Raw genomic sequence first — 18,692 nt, forward strand, 5'->3', positions numbered from 1 at the left:
GCGCTGCCGGCATCGGTTATCGTCGGCACGCACGTTTCACCCGGCCGTCACCCGACGGCCACCTCGGCACGAGGCGCTTACTCGGGGCGCACGGGTCGGGCACACCGGCGGAGCGCGCCTGCACGAACGTCCCCCTAGGAGTCAGCAGTCGATGGGTAACCACCGAGCGGACCTCAACGCGCCGCGCCCGGAAGCGACCCTCGGCTCCTCCCCCACCGCCTCCACCAGCCCAGTACCCACGGGCTACGTCGGCAAGCGGGTGGCGAACCGCGCGGAGACCGCGACCCCGTCGACGTACGTCGGCAAGCGGGTCGCCCGGCCCGCGCCGCGCGTCGACGAGCCGGCCACCCCGCTCGCCACGATCGCACCCGTCGTCCCCGTCGCGGCGCCGGTCCTGACCGTCAGCGAGCCGACCCTGGCCTCCGAGGCCGTGGTGCCCGCCCGCCCGATGGAGCGGATGCCCACGGTCGAGCTGCCGGCGCTGCGCGACATCCCCCTCGCCGACGCGCTGTCGGACTCCTCGACCACCCTGCGAGCCGTGCAGCCGGCCGGGAAGCGCCGGGCCGTGCGCCACGCCGGCTCCCGTGGGCCGCTCTTCCGGGGTCTGCCGACCCTGCCCGTCGCGGTCGGGGTCGCGACGATCGCCGTCGCGGTCGGTGGCGTGGTCACCTCGGCCGACCCGAAGCTCACCGCCGGCGGTGACCGCCTCACCTCCCCCAACGCCCTCACCGGCTCCTTCGGCAGCGCCACCGTCGGCGACCGCGCGGAGACGGTGAGCCGTGACTCCGACCGGGACGCCCTCGCCCAGGCCGCCGGCTCCGACCTCGTCGCCGAGGCCGAGCGCACCGCCGAGGAGCGCACCAGCGCCCTCAGCGACCTGACGGCCAAGGCGCAGAAGGAGGCCAACGAGATCGCGCTCAACAAGTGGGTGCTGCCGCTCGACAGCTACCGCCTGACCGCGACCTTCGGCCAGTACGGACTGTGGGCCAGCTACCACACCGGTCTCGACTTCGCCGCCCCTCCGGGCACCCCGATCCGCGCGGTCGCCAACGGCACGATCACCTCGGCCGGCTACGACGGCGCCTACGGCAACAAGACCGTCCTCACCCTCGAGGACGGCACCGAGCTCTGGTTCTGCCACCAGACCTCCTTCGACGTCTCCGTCGGCGACACCGTCCGCGCGGGCGAGGTCATCGGCTACGTCGGCAGCACCGGCCACGTCACCGGCCCCCACCTGCACCTCGAGGTGCGTCCCGGCGGCGGCGACCCGGTCGACCCCGACGCCGCACTGCGCCAGAACGGCGTCGCGCCGTAAGGCACGACCCCGTCAGAGCTTCTCCACCGGCGCGTACCGCAGCAGCAGCCGCTTGACGCCGTCGGAGCCGAAGTCGATCGACGCGACGGACTTCTCCGCGGCGCCCTCGACGGAGACCACCGTGCCGAGCCCGAACGAGTCGTGGGTGACCTTGTCCCCGGGCGCCAGCACCGGGATGGGGCGGGCCGGCTTCGCCTTGGCCGCGGCATCGGCGCGGGCGGCGGCGGAGCTGAAGTTGCGGCGGCCCGCCGCGGTCGGCGTACCGAAGCGGTTGCCCGAGTAGTCGCTGCCGCTGTCGGAGCCGTACGACGGGCGCGACCAGCGGGTCTGGTCGGCCTCGGTGCGGCGCCAGTCGACCAGGTCGACGGGGAGCTCGCCCAGGAAGCGCGACCCGGGGTTCATGGCGGGTGCGCCCCAGGCGGAGCGGACCATGGCACGCGAGACGTAGAGACGCTGGCGGGCACGGGTGATCCCGACATAGGCCAGTCGCCGCTCCTCCTCGAGCTCGGGCCGGTCGCCGAGGGCACGTGAGTGCGGGAAGACGCCGTCCTCCATCCCGGTGAGGAAGACGACCGGGAACTCCAGGCCCTTGGCGGTGTGCAGGGTCATCAGGGTGACCACGCCCTGGTCCTCGGGAGCGTCGGGGTCGTCGTCCGGGGCGTCGGGGATCTGGTCGGCGTCGGCGACGAGCGCGACCCGCTCGAGGAAGTCGCCCAGGCCGGGCTCCACGATGCCGGCGTCGACGTCGGAGGGATCGGCGGAGGGACCCGCGACCGGGTCCTCGGCGAACTCGCGGGCGACGGCGACGAGCTCGGCGAGATACTCCAAGCGGGTCTCGTCCTGCATGTCGTCGGAGCTCTCCAGGCTGACGAGATAGCCCGAGCGGTCGAGCACGGTCTCGAGGATGACGTCGGGTCGCTCCCGCGCCTCCACCATCTGCTGCAGCTCCTGGATCATCGCGACGAAGCCCTCGATGCTGCTCTGGCTGCGTGTCGCCAGGCCCGGCGCCTCGGCGGCGCGCTGCAGGGCCTCCCAGTAGGTGATCCGCTCCCGCTCGGCGAACGCGCCGACCGCGGCCTCCGCGCGCTGGCCGATGCCGCGGCGGGGGGTGTTGACGATCCGGCGCAGCGAGACCTGGTCGTCGGGATTGACCAGCACGCGCAGGTAGGCGAGCGCGTCGCGGATCTCCTTGCGGTCGTAGAAGCGGGTCCCGCCGACGACCTTGTAGGGCATGCCGGTGCGGACGAAGATCTCCTCGAACACGCGCGACTGCGCGTTGGTCCGGTAGAACACCGCCACGTCCGAGGGCCGTAGGCCGCCGTCGGTGAGCTTGTCGATCTCGCCGGAGACGAAGCGCGCCTCGTCGTGCTCGTCGTCGGCGACGTAGCCGACGATCCGCTCGCCGTCGCCCGCGTCGGACCACAGGCGCTTCGGCTTGCGCCCCTCGTTGCGCTCGATCACGGCGTTGGCCGCCGACAGGATGGTCTGCGTCGAGCGGTAGTTCTGCTCCAGCAGGATGGTCCGCGCGTCGGGGAAGTCCTTCTCGAAGTCCATGATGTTGCGGATGTCGGCGCCCCGGAAGGCGTAGATCGACTGGTCCGCGTCGCCGACGACCATCAGCTCGGCGGGCGGCACGCGATGCGCGGGCAGGCCGTCGAGGGTCGTCGGGTCGTGCTCCTCCAGGTCCTGGCCGCAGAGCTGGTGGATGAGCGCGTACTGCGCGTGGTTGGTGTCCTGGTACTCGTCGACGAGGATGTGCCGGAAGCGTCGGCGGTAGGTCTCGCGGACCTCCGGCTTGAGCTGGAAGAGCCGGACGGTCTCCATGATGAGGTCGTCGAAGTCCATCGCGTTGGCCTCGCGCAGCCGCCGCTGATAGGTCCGGTACGCCGCGGCGTACGACTCGTCGATCGCGTTGCGGGCCTCCGCCGCGACCTCGTCGGGCTCGCGCAGCTCGTTCTTCTGGCTGCTGATCCAGTGCAGCACCGGCCCGGGCTGGTAGCGGCGCGGGTCGAGCTCGAGGTCGCTGCAGACCAGCTGGATGAGCCGCTTCTGGTCGGCGGTGTCGTAGATCGAGAAGTTCGACTTGAGCCGCTCGTAGCCGAGGTGCTCGACCTCCTTGCGGAGGATCCGCACGCACGCCGAGTGGAAGGTGCTGACCCACATGATCCGGGCCCGGTTGCCGACGAGCTCGGCGACGCGCTCCTTCATCTCGGCGGCTGCCTTGTTGGTGAAGGTGATGGCGAGGATCGAGCCGGGGTGGGCCTTGCGCACCGCGATCGTCCAGGCGATGCGCCGGGTGAGCACCCGGGTCTTGCCCGAGCCCGCCCCGGCGACCACCAGCAACGGCGCGCCCTCGTGCCGCACGGCCTCCCGCTGCGGGTCGTTGAGCCCGTCGAGGAGGGACTCAGCGGTGAGGGCTGGGGGCGTCGCGCTCGTTGGTTCGATCATGCTCCGTCCAGCCTACGGCGCCCTGCCGACGGGACGTGAGCCGTGGTCGCCCTCGTCCACACCCGGCGCGCCCGCGGACCGGCGCACCGCGTAGCCTCGGACCGTGGACCAGGACCGCTACGGGGCGCGCTCGCGCCGGCAGAGGATGATCCTCGGCCTGCCGCCTGCCCTGGTGATGGTCGCCGTGGGCGTCTACTGGACCCTGCTCTCGTGGGGCGTGATCGGCGACGCGACGTCGCAGACGTTCTCGATCATCGGGCCCCTGCTGGCCGGGTTCGGCGTCGCCCTGGGCTGGGTCGTCCTGCAGCGACGGCCCTGACCGCTCACTCCCCGCGGACCCAGCCGAGCACCGCGCTCCCCAACGGGGTCGGCTGGTCGGCTCGGTCCAGCAGCAGGTCGTAGCCGTGGCCCGACTCGGCGGGCTCGAACCGGCTGCCCTGCGGGGCCGCGTCCACGATCGCCCGCGCGCCGGCGACCTGGTCCTCGCCCTCGCCGTCGGCCATCGCGACGAGGACCGGGACGCGCAGTGCCCGGCCGCCGTCGACGACCTCCATGCCGTCCCAGTCGACCGGCCCGGACAGGTCGGCGACCGCGTCCACCTCCACGGGGCTCGCGGCGGCCATCAGCGCGACGCTGCCGCCCATCGAGGCTCCCACGACCACCACCCGGGCTGCCTTCATCCGCGTGCGTGCCTCGCGAACCGCCACGGCGACCGCGTCGACCTGGGCGGGTCCGGACGACCGGTCTCCCGTGCACTCGGACTCGCCGTACCCGCACAGGTCGATGGCCAGCACCTGCACCCCCGGCTCGGCCACCAGCTGGGCGGCGTAGGGCAGCCAGCCGCAGGCGCCGTTGCCGTCGGTCTGGTGCAGGAGGATCGCGACCGTCGGTCCGCTCCCCGCGGTGACGGCGCTGATCCGACCGACCTCCTCGTCCTCGAGGGTGGTCGGCACGAAGCCCGCGTCCGCGGCGGCGGCAGGCTGGGGACCGCACCGGCTCAGCGGGCCGGTGAGGGGCTGCCAGGGCGCGGCGGTCGGCGGGGAGCTCGACGGGGTCTGCTCGGGCGACGCGGAGCTTCCGCCCGCGGCCGGCTCCTCGTCGGCGCCACAGCCCGCCAGCGCGAGCGCCGCCAGGGTGAGGAGGGTGGTCACTGCCCCGAAGCGCGATCTCATCGGGTCATTGTGGTCCAGCGCGGCGCACGTGGGGCGAGATCAGCGCGGTTCGCACCGACATCCCGAGGTCGCGGTGTCGCAGCGTCGTGATCCGCCGTCCGGGCTGGACCGCGTCCTTCACCGGGGACGTCCGCTCCCCCAGCAGAGCGGCCGCGGCGTCGACGTCCGCGACCGTGTGGGTGACGCCCCACAGCTGGGCGGGCCCGTCGCTCGCGGAGCCCGGCGCGCCGACGACCTCGAGGATCACCTCGCCGAGACGGAAGAAGAGCTGCCTCATCGGCGTCCCGCCGAGGACGGCGTCCCGCTCCCGTCGTACGTCGAGGCCGACGGCCGCCAGGGCCGCTGTGGTGCGGGCGAGGTCGGGCGAGAGCAGCACGACGTGGTCGATGTGGGTCACGCCGAGCGGGTGGACCCCCGGACCCGTCGGCATCGTCGAGGGGACGGCCGCGGTCGTCGGCACCCCGTCGAGCTCGGCCCTGGTCGGGTCGGGCAGTCCGCCGAGCGACCAGCCGACGATGCCTGCGCCGCCCTCGCGGCCGACGAGGCGGATCCGCACTCCACCCACCAGGCAGTCGCCTTCGTCGTCGACGGAGAACCCCGCCGAGCGCCAGGCGTCGGGCGGGTCGGCGACGACGAGCTCGGCGAGGGTGACGGTCACGATCGCGACCCATGCGAGCTGCGGCGGGGCGCCCTCGGCTCAGAGGGCCTCGCCTTCCTCGCAGACGGTGCACGTCCACCACTGCACCGTCACCGAGCCACCCGCGGCGAGGGTCGTCCTGCCCCGGACGTGGGGCGTGACGCGGCCACAGCAGAGGCATTCGATCTGCCGGGTCGCCCCGGGGTCGGTCGTGGTGGTGCTCTCGCGCCGCACCGTAGGCAGGGACGCAGGCGAAGGACGAGTTTCCATGGGACCAGCTCTCGGTACGCCGATTGCACGGGAAGTCAATCCGAGCGTCCAGGCTGGATCGACCACCGCAGCCTGATGCTCAGGCTGCGCGGTGCTCGCCGACCTCGTGCGGCTCGTCGCCGGTGACGTGCCGGGTGCCGGTGGCGTCGACCAGGTAGTGGGCCCCGTGGGGATCGCGCCACACCACGATCCCGGGGAACGGATGTCGTGCGGTCCAGCCGGCGTGGGTCTTGATCCGGTGATGGGTCCGGGTCAACGGCCCCAGGTTCTCGATGCTCGTCTGCCCGCCCTCGCTGTAGGGCTGTGCGTGGTCGAGGTCGACCCGCCGGCCGGTGTTCGCCGCGAACGGGAACACGTCCCCGCCGTGGACCAGGTGGACCGCCTCACGCAGCCGGGCGGGGATCTCGTAGGAGTCGACCGGGACCATGCCGGGCAGGTCCACCACCGGGGTCACCTGCACCCGCGCCCCGGCGGCACCCAGCATCTGCACCACCCGGCCGATGGTGACCGGTCCATGGTCTTCGACCCGCGCGACCTCGGACGCGTCGGGGTCCGTGGAGAGGTGGATGTAGGTCTTGGCGCGGACCTTCACCGGACCGACACTCAGATCCGGGTGCGCGGCGGGGTTCAACAACACCGCCGCGGCGGCGACCCGGCGATCGTTGACCACCGCATCAGGCATCGACTCGGGCATCGTCTCGGTCAACCGGTCCGCGACCGCGGTGATGGCGGCATCCATCCCCGCCACCGTGACCGCGTCGGCCCTGATCACCAGGGTGGCCATGCCGTGCTTGTTCACCCTGCCCATCCGGGCACACCGCTCCTTAGCGGCCGCCTCCTCCCGCGCGCGAGCGAGCTCCGGGGCCGCGGCGGCGACCTTGCCCTCCACCACCGCCTCGAACCGCGCCCACGCCAACCGGCCGTCGGCGACCTCGACGACCTCACCATCCACCCATCCCGCCTCCTCGGGCGAGAGCTCCCGGGTGGCGTCCGCGACATGACGCGCGTGCGTCACGCGGACCGTGCCCGCCTCCACGCCCGCCCACAACCGAGGCAGGCGCAGCTGCAGGTCCACCGCGTCCGCGATCAACCGCCGCGCACCATACGGACTGGTCTGGACCCGGGCCCCGAACACGGCTGCGGCGTGCTCGGTGACCAGCGGCGTCCCGGTCCCGCCCGCCGGGCGTGCCCGCTCCCGGCCACGACGATCGGTCACGGGCAGCCGGTCCGGGTGGTGCAGCACCGCCCACTGGTAGGCAGCACGCAGGATCGCCCGCTCCGCCTCCAGGCGCGCCACATGCTGGGCCTCGACGAAGTCGAGAACCCCCGCTGCCGGCAGACCCTCCAGATCCACCACCGCCCGATCGGTGACCATGCCCCATCACAACCCAGGGGTCCGACACAAACCCCGGCGGCGCGAGCACCGCCGCCTACGACAGCAGAGCGCTGCGCAGCATGTCGACGGCGCGCGGCTGGAGGTCGGCGTGGGCCATGACGACGCCACGCCGCGCCCGGCCGTGCTCGACGATCGGGCTGACGACGTCCAGGTTGACGTCGCTCGCCAGCACCAGGAGGGCGGACGTGCCGGGCACCAGCGCCCGGCGGGTGTCGACGAGGAGCTCGTGGTCGATGCCGGAGCCGTCGAGGGCCGCGCACAGCGCGGCGACGCGTCGCTCGCCCTGAGGACCGGTGTCGGTGAGCAGGTCCACCAGTCCGCTCAGCAGCGACTCCCCGGGCGGGGACGAGCGGCGGCGCAGATGTCCCACGTGCGGTCGATGGGTGCCGCGGAACCAGGTCACCGCGACGGCCTCCATCGCGATCACGACCCCTCGCCGGACGAGCTCCTTGAGGCGGACCTCGCCCGCCGCCGCGCCCAGGGGCGAGTCGTAGACCCAGATCGTCAGCGACGGGTGCGAGCGCCAGCCGGCCGATGCGGACCTGCCCTTCACGGCCCCAGTCACGACGAGTCTCCTCTCCGCCGGCGGTTCGCCTCCCTCTCAGTACCCGTCGCGGCGAAGTAGCCATCACGCCGACGTTTTGATTTCGAGAATCATTCTCACTACGGTTCGGGCCACCACCCCGCTCCGGAAGGCCCGACCATGCATCGTCCCCGCCCCCTCGTCGCCCTGCTCGCCGCCGCCGCGCTCTGCGCCAGCGCCTGCGGCGGCCCCGCTGCCTCACGGTCGTCCTCGGATACCCTCCGGATCGCCGGACCGTTCGAGGTCCACAGCCTCGACCCGACGGCCGACGGCGAGATCTTCACGCGCCTGCAGGTCTCCGAGACGCTGGTGACCAGCGACGTCGAGGGCCAGCTGGCTCCCGCGCTCGCCACGGCCTGGTCGTCCTCTCCAGACCACACCGAGTGGACCTTCGACCTCGTCGAGGGAGCGACCTTCCACGACGACACACCCGTGACGCCCGCGACGGTGGTCGCCGCGCTCGAGCGGGCGGCCGCCCAGGAGGCCAGCCCGCTGGCCGACGTACCGATCGAGCACCTCCACCCGGAGGACGGGGCACTGGTCGTCGAGCTCGAGCGGCCCTATCTCACGCTGCCCGCCGTGCTCACCCACTACAGCACCGCGATCCTCGCCCCCGCCTCGTACGACGACGAGGGCCGGGTGACCCAGGTGATCGGCAGCGGCCCGTACGAGATCGACGAGATCGAGCTCCCCGCCTCCATCACGACCCGCCGCTTCGACGACTGGCGCGGCGAGCGGCCGGAGGTCGCCCGGGTCTCCTTCCAGGCGGTCGGCCGCGCGGAGTCCCGCGCGGTGATGGCGGTCAGCGACCAGGCCGACGTCGTCTTCGGGCTGGAGCCGGCAGGCCGGCAGCGGGTCGACGCCTCCGACGGCGTGCGCATGGAGTCCAGCCTCCAGCCGCGGACCATCCTGCTGAAGGTCAACGCCGCCCATCCGACCCTGGGGGACGTGCGGGTACGCCGCGCGCTCAGCCTGGCGCTGGACCGCGAGGCCATGGCCGAGGCGGTGCTGCGCGAGAAGGACCTGGCCGCGACCCAGCTGTTGCCTCCCTCGCTCGACGCCTGGCAGGCCGACGTCGAGCCGCTGCACCAGGACCAGCGGGCCGCGCTCGCGCTCCTCGCCGACGCCGGCTGGACGCCGGACGAGGACGGCACGCTCCGCAAGGACGGCAAGGCGCTGCGGCTCACGCTGCTCACCTACCCCGACCGCACCGAGCTCCCCGCGCTCGCCACCGCGATCCAGGCCGCCCTCGCCGAGATCGGCGTCCAGATCGAGGTCGAGGTGACCAACTCCAGCGAGATCCCCGCCGGCCATGCCGACGGCAGCCTCGAGCTGGCGCTGATCGCCAAGCACTTCGCGCTGGTGTCCGACCCCCTGGTGGACATCGCCGCCGTCTTCGCTCCCGGTGGGGCGGACTGGGGCGTCACCGGCTGGAGCGACCCGGCCGTCACGTCGGCCGTCGACGCCCTGCTGGCCGGGTCCGGCGAGGCCGCGGCCCGGGAGCACCGGGAGACGATCGTGCAGGTGGCGCAGGACCAGCTCCCGCTCATCCCCGTCGCGTGGTACCGCATGAACGCGGCCGTCAACGACCGCGTCACGGGCTTCGTGATCGACCCACTGGAGACCAGCTGGCGGATCACCGACCTGCGGTGGGCGTCGTGACCCGGTCCGGCACCGGCGTGCGCGGCGTGCTGCTCCGCCGGGCCGCCCAGGGTCTCGGCGTGGCCGTGCTGGTCTCCGCCCTGTGCTTCCTGGTGGTCCAGCGCCTCCCCGGCGACGCGGCGTACCGGATCGCGGCGGGCAGGTACGGCTACGACCTGGTCGACCAGGAGACCGCCGACGCGGTCCGCGCCGAGCTGGGCCTGGACCGACCCCTGTGGCAGCAGCTGGGCAGCTGGCTGGGCGACCTCTTCCAGCTCGACTTCGGGCGCTCCCTCGTGACCTCGCGGCCGGTCCTGGAGGAGGTGGGCTACTACCTCCTCGGCACCCTCCAGCTGGCCGGTACGGCGCTGCTCGTGGCCGTCGTCCTCGGCGGGGGCATCGGGGTGCTCGCCGCCCGGCGGCCCGGCGGCCTGCTCGACCGGGCCGCGACCGCGTGGGTCGCGGGCGTGCGCGCCGTCCCGCCCTTCCTGCTCGGCCTGCTGCTGGTCGTGGTCCTGTCCGCCCAGCTCGGGCTGCTGCCCGCGGTGGGGCACGGCAGCGCGTCGAGCCTCGTGCTGCCCGCGCTCACCCTGGGCATCGGGCTCTCCGGGCTCGTCGCGCGGGTGACCCGGGACGCCGTCGTCGAGGTCCAGCGCTCGGACCAGGTCCGGTTCGCGCGGACCAAGGGCCTGCGGGAGCGCTGGGTGCTGCTGCGTCACGTGGTCCGCAACGCCGCCGTCGTGCTGGTGCCCTATCTCGGCGTGCAGGTGGTGGTCCTCATCGAGGGCGTCGTCGTCGTGGAGAGCCTGTTCGCCTGGCAGGGACTGGGCCATGCGCTGGTGCACGCCGTGTTCTGGCGCGACGTGCCCGTCCTGCAGGCGACCGCCCTGGTGCTCGCCCTGCTGATCGTGACCGTCAACACCCTGGTCGACCTCGCCGTGCTCTGGCTCGACCCCCGTCCGCGTCGCCTGGAGGCCCCCGCATGACGACCGTCCCCCTGCTCGAGACCACGACGCCGGCAGGCTCCCGGCCACGCCGCGCGCGCGGCGCCGGGCACTGGCTGGCGGTGTCGGCGCTGCTGGCGCTGGCCGCCTTCGCCCTGGTCGGTCCGCTGGTGCTGCCCGACCCGGCGGCCCAGGACCTGGGCCGCTATCTCGAGGGCCCGTCGCTGGCCGAGCCGCTGGGACGTGACGACTACGGCCGCAGCGTGCTGGCGCGGCTCGCCACCGCCACCCGGCTCTCCCTCGTGCTCGCGGCGCTGTGCGTCGCGACCGCGCTCGTGCTCGGCACCGCGGCCGGCATCGCCTCGGCCTGGTACGGCGGCCGGGTCGACGCCGTGCTCCGGGCGATCTCGGAGGCCTTCGTCGCGATCCCGGCGCTGCTCGTGGTGCTGCTGGTCTCCGCCCTGGCGAGCGGGGGCAGCCTGTGGGCGCTCTACCTCGGGCTCGCCCTCGCCCAGTGGGTGGAGTACTTCCGCGTCGTACGCGCCCGCGCCGGGCTGGTGCTCGGCTCACCCGCCGTCGAGGCGGCGGGGCTCCTGGGCCTGGGGCGCGTCCACGTGCTGCGCCGGCACCTGTGGCCCGACCTGTCCCCGCTGCTGGCCACCCTCGCCTCCCTCGGCATGGTGACCTCGATCCTCGCCATGTCGACGCTGGGCTTCGTGAAGGTCGGCCTGCAGCCGCCGCGCGCGGAGCTCGGCCTGATGATCACCGAGTCCTTCCCGTTCTACGACGTCGCGCCGTGGATGTGCCTGGCGCCGATCGCCGTGCTCTTCCTGCTGACCGTCTGCTTCCTGAGCCTGCGCACCTCCGAGGACCACGCATGAGCGACTCCACGCTGACCACCACGGCCCGGACCGGTGACGCTCTGGTCCTCTCCCGAGCGGTCGTCACCCACGGCGCGCTGGCCCTGGCGGAGGTGGCCGACCTGCGGATCGAGCCCGGACGGCCCTCACGATCGTCGGCGAGAGCGGCTCGGGGAAGTCCGTGCTCGCCCATGCCCTCATGGGCACGCTCCCGGCGGAGCTGCACGCCGAGGGCACGATGACGATCGGCACCACCCGCTTCGACCTCGCCGACCGCGACGGACGCCGGCACCTGTGGGGTCGCGAGCTCGCCCTGCTTCCCCAGGAGCCGGCGCTGGCCCTCGACCCGACCATGCGGATCCGGTCCCAGGTGGCCGAAGGGGCGCCGGGCTGGCGGCCCCGCGACGCCGCTGCGCTGCGTCTCGCCGACGAGCACCTCGACCGACTCGGTCTCGCCCACGCGCGCTCGTCGTACCCGCACACCCTGTCGGGCGGCATGGCACAACGGGTGGCCTACGCGGCCGCGACCATCGGGGGCCCGCGGATCCTCGTGGTGGACGAGCCCTCGAAGGGCCTCGACCCGGCCTCCCTGGACCGGCTCGCCGAGCTGCTCGCCGCGCACGTCGCGGAGGGCGGGCTGCTCCTCACGATCACCCACGACCTGCGCCTGGCGCGACGGCTGGGCGGTGACGTCCTCGTGATGCGCGAGGCCTCGGTGGTCGAGTCCGGCCCCGCGGAGCAGGTCCTCAGCACTCCGGAGCACGACTACACCCGGCGCCTGCTCGACGCGGAGCCCGCGCGATGGAGCTACCCGTGGATGGCGGCTCCCGCCGACGCCGGCGACGCTCCCCCGCTGGTCACGGCCCGCGGGCTCACCAAGGCGTACGGCGAGCAGCGGCTCTTCACCGACCTCTCCCTCGACATCCGCCCCGGCGAACGCTGGGCGGTGACCGGCCCGAGCGGAGTCGGCAAGACCACGCTGGGCAACGCGCTCCTGCGTCTCACCAGGGTCGACGCCGGCACGGTCACCCTGGGCGAGGCGGCTCGCGGCACCGGGATGCAGAAGCTCTACCAGGACCCCGCGCTCTCCTTCCCGCGCCGGGTCCCCCTCGCACACGCGATGCAGGACGTCGTACGACGCCACGGCGCCAGCGACGCCGAGGTGCGCTCCCTGCTCGAGCAGGTCGGCCTCTCCGCCGACCTCCTGGACCGGCGTCCCGGGCAGGTCTCCGGCGGCGAGCTGCAGCGGATCGCGATCGTGCGCGCCATGATCACCCGGCCCGGGCTGGTCTTCGCCGACGAGGCCACCTCACGGCTCGACCTCGCCACCCAGCAGACGACCATGGACCTCCTGATGACCCAGGTCGCCGCGTCGGGCTGCGCGCTGCTGCTGGTCACCCATGACCAGGATCTCGCGGTCGCGGTGACGCACCACCGGCTGGACCTCGCCGAGCACGTCCGTGTCCGCGAGCTCAGACGTTGAACCGGAACGATTACGCGGGGTTTCGGCTGTTGTTGGTCATTGCCGATCGCTGCCGAAAAGGCCGTCTGGCCTGGGCAAACGCGTCCGCGGGACCATTGGGCATCGTCGGCCACCATCGGTCTCAGCTGAACTTCTTGCGGACTACTTGCGGACCGCTCACCCGTCGCCGGGGTCGCGCTCCGCGACGGGGCTGGCGCTCGCCTCACGCCGTGGGCCAACGTGAATCTGTCGGCGGCACGTGCTTTGATGTAGGTACAGGCCGGTGACAAGAGGTCCAGGGGACTTCTTCTCGGGGAACCGAGATAGCCGGCCTCTTACCTGCCCTCAACTCCCCCACGGCCGGAAGATAGACGTGATCTGGCCCTGGATGACGTCGGTGTACGCCGGCACCGTCTTGCCCTCAGCGATCCGCTGGATACGCCAGAGCGCGTAGTCCGCTGCCTGGATGCCCCATGAGGACTGTGCCTCCCAGATGCAGGGGACCACGGTGCGATCGAAGGCGTTCTGCTGGCAGACGTCGTCGACAGCATGGCGGATCGCGTCCCGATGGCCGCTGGTCTGGAGATGGCCGGCGATCACGAAGATGCGGTCGCCGGTGGCAGAGACCCGGGGAATGACGTACTTGAGGTGAAGCCAGATTGCCATCTTGTAGAGGCGAACCTTGCCAGCGGCACGAACGTTGGCGTAGGCCGCGCTCTTCTTCAGGAGGGTCGCGTCGAAGCGGACCTGCTGCGCCGCGATGGTCGCGTACACATCGCCGCGAGTCGGGTGGGAGTCGTTCTTCGCGTGCAGGCCCTTCGGCAGCTTGATCCCCTTGGCTTCAAGGCCGACCCGCAGCTGGTGTCCTTCCCAGATGGCGTCACGGTGGTCGCCCTCGAAGTGTGCCGTGCCGACGCCGAAGTACTCCTCACCGGGGCGGCCCTCGAAGTCGAGGGTCCCAGTCTCATCGAGGTACAGGTAGTGGTCCACCACGGCACGAGTGTGCCAGCGGTTCCCGACACTCTCGCGCCTCCACAGCCGCAGAAGATCGGGTCGCCACTGGCCAGGATCTGCCTTCGCCAGGCCGATCGAGCCCATCCGGCTGAAGTTCTTGCGGACTCTGTGCGGACTGGGAGGGGATCTACCCCTCTGACCTGCGCAAACGCGCCGGTTCAGACGTTGAAGCGGAACTCCACCACGTCACCGTCGGCCATGATGTAGTCCTTGCCCTCCATCCGCACCTTGCCGGCCTCCTTGGCCTTGGCCATCGAGCCGGCGGCGACGAGGTCGTCGAAGGAGACGACCTCGGCCTTGATGAAGCCCTTCTGGAAGTCGGTGTGGATCACGCCGGCGGCCTCGGGAGCCGTGGCGCCCTTGGGGATCGTCCAGGCGCGCGACTCCTTGGGGCCGGCGGTGAGATAGGTCTGCAGGCCGAGGGTGTCGAAGCCGACGCGGGCCAGGACCTCGAGGCCGGGCTCGGTGACGCCGGCCTCGGCGAGGAACTCGGCGGCCTCCTCGTCGTCGAGCTCGATCAGCTCGGACTCGAACTTGGCGTCGAGGAAGATCGCCTCGGCCGGAGCGACGAGCTCGCGCATGCGGGCCTTCAGCTCCTCGTCCTGGAGCTCGTCGGCGTCGCAGTTGAAGACGTAGATGAACGGCTTCGCGGTGAGCAGGGAGAGCTCGCGCAGCAGGGCCCGGTCGATGGAGGTCGCGATGATCGGCGTACCCGCCTCCAGCGCCTCCTTGGCCTCCTTCGCGGCCTCGAGGTTGGCCGCGAGCTCCTTGACCTTGCGGGCCTCCTTCTCCAGCCGCACGATCGACTTCTCGACGGTCTCGAGGTCGGCGAGGATCAGCTCGGTCTGGATGGTGGAGATGTCGTTGTCCGGGTTGACCTCGCCGTCGACGTGGGTGACGTCCTCGTCGCGGAAGACCCGGGTCACCTGGCAGATGGCGGCGGACTCGCGGATGTGCGCGAGGAACTTGTTGCCCAGGCCCTCCCCCTGCGAGGCGCCGCGCACGATGCCCGCGATGTCGACGAACTCCACCGTCGCGGGGAGCTGCCGCTCGGAGCCGAAGATCTCGGCCAGCGTGGCCAGGCGCGGGTCGGGGACGCCCACCACGCCGACATTCGGCTCGATCGTGGCGAACGGGTAGTTCGCCGCGAGGACGTCGTTCTTGGTCAGCGCGTTGAAGAGCGTCGACTTGCCCGCGTTGGGGAGACCGACGATGCCGATGGTGAGTGCCACCCGCGAATCCTAGGGCGGTACGACGAGGGGGCCCGAATCACCGCCGGGCCCCCTCGCCGTTCACCGAGGGAGGCTCAGGAGCCGTAGAGCGCGCGCGCCCCGGCCGCGTCGGACGCCTGGAACTCCAGGTCCGAGGAGCTGCCGTTGCACTGCGGGTAGTGCATGATCGACGCCGAGTCGTACGGCGTCAGCGGCCGCCAGTTGTTGTCCTCGAAGCAGGTCCCCGCCTCGGGCCGGGTGTGCTCGTGCCGGAAGCCGAGGGCGTGGCCGAGCTCGTGGGCGAGGATGTCGCCCGGCTCCCAGGTGCCCGACGACCAGATCGAGTCGTCGATGAGCACGTTGCGCTGCCGCTTCGGGGTGCTCGGGAAGAAGGCACGCGCGATGTACTGGGACGTGGCGACCGGCTCGACGGAGAACAGGATGCTGTTGTTGCGGGTCGAGCAGCTGCCGTCCTGCGAGGGCACGTAGACGAAGTTGATCCTCGTCGTCGCCGCCTCCCAGAGGCCGGCGCCGGCGTTCATCGCGGCGACCACGTCGGCGTGCCGCGTGCCGAACCGGGTACTCACGCAGTAGGTCAGGTTGAGGGCCTGGCTGGCGCTCCACTTGTCGTCCTGGCCGTTGACCGTGTTGACGATCAGGCCGTCCTCGTGGGTCTTCGACGGACCCGCGAGGAGCTCGTAGAACTTCCGCAGGTCGCCCTTGGTGGAGATGGCCTCGTCGCCGTTGACGACATAGGCGCCGTCGACGTCGACGTACGTCGACGCCTCGAACTGCTGGTACGTCGGCACGTCGGCGGTGCTGTCGGCACCGGCGGACGTCGACACGGACGCGCCCGCGAGGGCGGCGACCAGGCACGCGACTCCGGCGGAGATCTTGTGGATCCGGGAAGACAACATGCAAGAACCTTTCGATGGAAGGGGTGGATCGGCGCTCATCGAAGCGCCGGCGACCCATCCGCCACAAGACATCCTGCGGGTCAGAAACCGGCAGCGTCGGGCGCTGCAAGAACCTGAGCCACGACTTTCCTGGGGCGGCGCCAGGAAGGGCAGTCGGCGTCAGCGCTCGAAGCGCTCGGACAGCGCGTAGCGCAACAGCGCGACGTCCCCGATCGCCCGGGTCTCGACGAGCTCGGCGCGACGCTCGGCACACCAGGGGAAGCCGCCGTCGCCGACGAAGCGGCGGGCCCGCGAGTCGCCGACGAAGAAGGGCGCGACGACGAGCTGCAGCTCGTCGGCGAGCCCCGCGGTCAGGAACTGCGTGTGGACGGTGCCGCCGCCCTCCACCATCAGCCGCTCGACCCCGCGTGCGCCCAGGTCGCCGACCAGCGCGTCCATGCGCACCTGCGCACCCAGCCCGGTCACCTTCGCGAGCGAGCCCACCCGGCTCTCCAGCGCGGCAACGGTGGGGTCGGGGCAGTAGACGAGCTTCTCGCCGTCGCCGACGGTGAAGAAGCGCGCGTCCGCGGGCAGGTCTCCCTGCGACGTCAGGGTCACCTTCACCGGTCCCGCGGGGCGACCGGCCGCCAGCCGTCGCCGCCGCCGCTCCGGCGAGCGGACCTGCAGGCGCGGGTCGTCGTTGCGGACCGTCGCGGCCCCCACGAGGATCGCGTCGCACCCGGCGCGCACCTCGTCGACCCGGTCGAAGTCGGCGTCGTTCGACAGCAGCAGCCGGCCCTCGCCCGCGCTGTCGAGGTAGCCGTCGAGCGAGATGCTGCAGCTCAGGAGGACGTAGGGCCGCTCGACCATGCCGCGCCTCCCTTCGCCGGTGTCCCGCCTGACGGCCGGGCAGTACCCGGCGCTCGCAGGACCAGCATGCCCGGCAGCGTCGCCACCAGGGACAGGACGCCGTACAGGACCGCCACCTCGACCCCCGTGCCGACGCCGTGCCCGCAGGCGCCGAACGCCCAGGCGGCGGCACCCTCGCGGGGACCCCAGCCGGCGATGCTGGCAGGGATGGCCGACGCCAGCAGGACCACCAGGCCCAGCGCCACCAGCCGCGGCGCCGCCAGGTCCACGCCGGCGGTGCGGGCCGCGACCACGAAGACCGCGGCGTGGCCCGCGGCCGCGACTACGGAGAGGGCCAGCACCTGCGGCCAGACCGGGCCGAGGGCCGCTGTGGCCTCCCGCCGCGCCGCCGCGAGCGCGACCGCGGCGAGGAGGAGCGTCGCGACCAGGGCGCCCGCCACCCAGCCCCGGATCGCGCCCGGCAGCAGCCAGACGACGGCGAGGGCGAGGGCCGCCTGCACCACCTGGCCGCTGCCGCGGTCCCAGACGACCGAGCGCAGGCCGCGCCCGAGCGCCCCGCTCGCACGGCCGTGGAGGTAGCCGCGGTGCACGTCCCCGACCACGCCGCCGGGCAGCGTCGCGTTGAGCAGCTGCGCCCGGTAGCAGGTCCGGTACGCCTCCGCGAACGGGACGCCGACGCCGAGCCCGGTGGCCACCAGGCTCCACCGGCGCGCACAGCACGCCGTCGTCACGGCCGTGACGAGGAGCGCCGCCACCACCGCTCCGGGGGCGGTGTGCCGCAGCCCATCGAGGAAGGGCTCCGCCCCGCATCTGGCCAGGAGGAAGGCGAGGATGGCGACGGGCAGCAGCCACCGGGCCCACGTCCCGACCCTTCGCAGGCTCACGCGCTGGCTGTCCTCGCGGATGGCCGTCTCCCTCCCCTAACCCTCGCCCCGACCGGCGGTGGGCGCCTGGTCGACGGTCCGGTCGACGGTCCGGTCGGCGATCCGGTCGAGCACGGCGGCCACCGCGACGGCGGTCTCCGGCCAGCCGCGCATCCCCTGCCGACGACGTACGGCGGCCCGGCGCCACCGCTCGCGCAGGTCGCGGTCGTCCAGCCAGCGGCGCAGCGCGGCGCCCAGCGCGCCCGGGTCGGCCACCGGGACGAGCGCGCCCGGCCGCTCCCCCTCGTCAGCGGTGCCGAGGGCCTCCGGGTGCCCGCCGACGGTGGTCGCGATCGCGGGCAGGCCGCGGGCGAGGCCCTCCGCGAGCGCCATGCCGTAGGCCTCGCGACGCGACGGGGCGACGACGAGATCGCTGGCCGCGCGCAGCGCCTCCAGCCGGTCCCCCGGCAGCGCTCCCGTGAGCTCGACCCGGCCGGCGAGGCCGAGCCGACGGATGCGCTCCCCCAGGGCCGCGACGTACGGCGGGTCGAGGTCGAGCGCCCCCACACACCGGCAGCGCCACACCAGGTCGCGGACCTCGGCGAGCGCGCCCACCAGGTCGTCGTACCCCTTCGCGGGCGTCACCGGCCCCACGCAGAGCAGCCCCTCGCCGCCGGCGGATCCGCGGACGAGCGGGCCGGGGTCGACGCCCGGGACCGCGACGTGGACGCGTCCGGGGGCGACGCCGTGCTCCTCGACGACGCGACGGCGGGCCCATTCGCTGGGCGTGATGACGGCATCGACCGCACCGAGGACGGCCGGCTCGGCGGGGCCGGACCCGGGCATGTGCAGCAGCACCGCGGCCCGGAGCCGACGGCTCTCGGCGACGAGGGCGTCGGTGGCCGCGGCGACCAGGCCGTCGACGAGGACGACGGCGCGGTCGGGCAGCCGCGCCAGGACCGGTCCGACGCCGGCCGCGCCGACCGCGTGCACACGCACCGACCAGCCGAGCTCGGGGAGCGCGGCCGCCAGCCTGCGGTCGTAGACGTTGCCCCCGCTGGGCCGGCGGGGGTCGTCGATGCCCTCGGGCACCAGGAGGTGGACCGTCAC

General features: G+C 73.0%; 17 protein-coding genes. 6 read left to right on the top strand and 11 right to left on the bottom strand.

Annotation, left to right across the window (positions count from 1 at the left end):
• The first annotated feature begins 151 nt into the window (after window positions 1-151).
• A complete protein-coding gene (locus ACJ5H2_RS16800) occupies window positions 152-1,315 on the top strand; it encodes a M23 family metallopeptidase (RefSeq protein WP_408896578.1) in 1,164 nt (387 codons plus the stop codon).
• 12 nt (window positions 1,316-1,327) lie between these two features.
• Here ACJ5H2_RS16800 and pcrA read toward each other — a convergent pair whose 3' ends face one another.
• A complete protein-coding gene (pcrA, locus tag ACJ5H2_RS16805; protein ID WP_408896579.1) occupies window positions 1,328-3,763 on the bottom strand; it encodes a DNA helicase PcrA in 2,436 nt (811 codons plus the stop codon).
• Window positions 3,764-3,866: 103 nt separating this feature from the next.
• On the opposite strand from pcrA, the gene ACJ5H2_RS16810 reads away from it, so the two are divergent.
• Window positions 3,867-4,082, top strand: coding sequence for a hypothetical protein (locus ACJ5H2_RS16810; protein WP_408896580.1), 216 nt, complete (start codon window positions 3,867-3,869; stop codon window positions 4,080-4,082).
• Window positions 4,083-4,086: 4 nt separating this feature from the next.
• Here ACJ5H2_RS16810 and ACJ5H2_RS16815 read toward each other — a convergent pair whose 3' ends face one another.
• The 4 genes from ACJ5H2_RS16815 to ACJ5H2_RS16830 form a co-directional block, all read right to left on the bottom strand.
• Window positions 4,087-4,935, bottom strand: coding sequence for an alpha/beta fold hydrolase (locus ACJ5H2_RS16815; RefSeq protein ID WP_408896581.1), 849 nt, complete (start codon window positions 4,933-4,935; stop codon window positions 4,087-4,089).
• A 4-nt stretch (window positions 4,936-4,939) separates the two neighbouring features.
• A complete protein-coding gene (locus ACJ5H2_RS16820) occupies window positions 4,940-5,593 on the bottom strand; it encodes a hypothetical protein (protein WP_408896582.1) in 654 nt (217 codons plus the stop codon).
• Window positions 5,594-5,921: 328 nt separating this feature from the next.
• Window positions 5,922-7,217 carry a DUF222 domain-containing protein gene (locus ACJ5H2_RS16825; RefSeq protein WP_408896583.1) on the bottom strand — a complete coding sequence of 432 codons (1,296 nt, stop codon included), beginning with the start codon at window positions 7,215-7,217 and terminating at the stop codon, window positions 5,922-5,924.
• Between the two features lie 55 nt (window positions 7,218-7,272).
• Complete coding sequence (locus tag ACJ5H2_RS16830; RefSeq protein WP_408896584.1) at window positions 7,273-7,803, bottom strand: hypothetical protein; 531 nt, start codon at window positions 7,801-7,803, stop codon at window positions 7,273-7,275.
• A 138-nt stretch (window positions 7,804-7,941) separates the two neighbouring features.
• Here ACJ5H2_RS16830 and ACJ5H2_RS16835 point away from each other — a divergent pair, with 138 nt between their 5' ends.
• The 4 genes from ACJ5H2_RS16835 to ACJ5H2_RS16850 all read left to right on the top strand — a co-directional run bounded on the left by ACJ5H2_RS16835 (window position 7,942) and on the right by ACJ5H2_RS16850 (window position 12,749).
• The gene (locus ACJ5H2_RS16835) at window positions 7,942-9,483 is read left to right on the top strand and encodes an ABC transporter substrate-binding protein (RefSeq protein WP_408896586.1); all 1,542 of its coding nucleotides are present in this window, start codon (window positions 7,942-7,944) and stop codon (window positions 9,481-9,483) included.
• Window positions 9,480-10,448, top strand: coding sequence for an ABC transporter permease (locus ACJ5H2_RS16840; RefSeq protein ID WP_408896587.1), 969 nt, complete (start codon window positions 9,480-9,482; stop codon window positions 10,446-10,448). Before ACJ5H2_RS16835 ends, ACJ5H2_RS16840 begins: the two co-directional genes overlap by 4 nt.
• Entirely contained in the window at window positions 10,445-11,287 is an 843-nt protein-coding gene (locus ACJ5H2_RS16845) for an ABC transporter permease (protein ID WP_408896588.1), read from the top strand. Before ACJ5H2_RS16840 ends, ACJ5H2_RS16845 begins: the two co-directional genes overlap by 4 nt.
• A 130-nt stretch (window positions 11,288-11,417) precedes the next feature.
• Window positions 11,418-12,749: an ABC transporter ATP-binding protein gene (locus ACJ5H2_RS16850; RefSeq protein WP_408899646.1), complete on the top strand. Its 1,332-nt coding sequence runs from the start codon at window positions 11,418-11,420 to the stop codon at window positions 12,747-12,749.
• Between the two features lie 324 nt (window positions 12,750-13,073).
• Here the strand turns inward: ACJ5H2_RS16850 and ACJ5H2_RS16855 are convergent, their stop codons facing one another.
• From ACJ5H2_RS16855 to ACJ5H2_RS16880, 6 genes are all read right to left on the bottom strand, one after another.
• Window positions 13,074-13,721: a DUF3800 domain-containing protein gene (locus ACJ5H2_RS16855; RefSeq protein ID WP_408896590.1), complete on the bottom strand. Its 648-nt coding sequence runs from the start codon at window positions 13,719-13,721 to the stop codon at window positions 13,074-13,076.
• 179 nt (window positions 13,722-13,900) lie between these two features.
• Complete coding sequence (gene ychF / locus ACJ5H2_RS16860) at window positions 13,901-14,974, bottom strand: redox-regulated ATPase YchF (protein WP_408896591.1); 1,074 nt, start codon at window positions 14,972-14,974, stop codon at window positions 13,901-13,903.
• A gap of 74 nt (window positions 14,975-15,048) precedes the next feature.
• Window positions 15,049-15,870 carry a M57 family metalloprotease gene (locus tag ACJ5H2_RS16865; RefSeq protein WP_408896592.1) on the bottom strand — a complete coding sequence of 274 codons (822 nt, stop codon included), beginning with the start codon at window positions 15,868-15,870 and terminating at the stop codon, window positions 15,049-15,051.
• A gap of 159 nt (window positions 15,871-16,029) precedes the next feature.
• On the bottom strand, window positions 16,030-16,719 hold the full coding sequence (locus ACJ5H2_RS16870; RefSeq protein WP_408896593.1) for a RibD family protein: 690 nt from the start codon (window positions 16,717-16,719) through the stop codon (window positions 16,030-16,032).
• A complete protein-coding gene (locus tag ACJ5H2_RS16875; RefSeq protein ID WP_408896594.1) occupies window positions 16,692-17,603 on the bottom strand; it encodes a lysylphosphatidylglycerol synthase transmembrane domain-containing protein in 912 nt (303 codons plus the stop codon). Before ACJ5H2_RS16875 ends, ACJ5H2_RS16870 begins: the two co-directional genes overlap by 28 nt.
• 36 nt (window positions 17,604-17,639) lie before the next feature.
• On the bottom strand, window positions 17,640-18,692 hold the full coding sequence (locus tag ACJ5H2_RS16880) for a glycosyltransferase family 4 protein (protein ID WP_408896595.1): 1,053 nt from the start codon (window positions 18,690-18,692) through the stop codon (window positions 17,640-17,642).

This window comes from Nocardioides pymetrozini (assembly GCF_046058985.1).
In the GTDB taxonomy this organism is placed as follows: domain Bacteria; phylum Actinomycetota; class Actinomycetes; order Propionibacteriales; family Nocardioidaceae; genus Nocardioides.

Excerpts from the sequence above, each read along its gene's own strand:
- ACJ5H2_RS16845 (WP_408896588.1), top strand. The coding sequence starts at position 10,445 with ATGACGACCGTCCCCCTGCTCGAGACCACGACGCCGGCAGGCTCCCGG.
- ACJ5H2_RS16870 (WP_408896593.1), bottom strand. The coding sequence starts at position 16,719 with ATGGTCGAGCGGCCCTACGTCCTCCTGAGCTGCAGCATCTCGCTCGAC.
- ACJ5H2_RS16825 (WP_408896583.1), bottom strand. The coding sequence starts at position 7,217 with ATGGTCACCGATCGGGCGGTGGTGGATCTGGAGGGTCTGCCGGCAGCG.
- ACJ5H2_RS16815 (WP_408896581.1), bottom strand. The coding sequence starts at position 4,935 with ATGAGATCGCGCTTCGGGGCAGTGACCACCCTCCTCACCCTGGCGGCG.
- ACJ5H2_RS16800 (WP_408896578.1), top strand. The coding sequence starts at position 152 with ATGGGTAACCACCGAGCGGACCTCAACGCGCCGCGCCCGGAAGCGACC.
- ACJ5H2_RS16865 (WP_408896592.1), bottom strand. The coding sequence starts at position 15,870 with ATGTTGTCTTCCCGGATCCACAAGATCTCCGCCGGAGTCGCGTGCCTG.
- ACJ5H2_RS16835 (WP_408896586.1), top strand. The coding sequence starts at position 7,942 with ATGCATCGTCCCCGCCCCCTCGTCGCCCTGCTCGCCGCCGCCGCGCTC.
- pcrA (WP_408896579.1), bottom strand. The coding sequence starts at position 3,763 with ATGATCGAACCAACGAGCGCGACGCCCCCAGCCCTCACCGCTGAGTCC.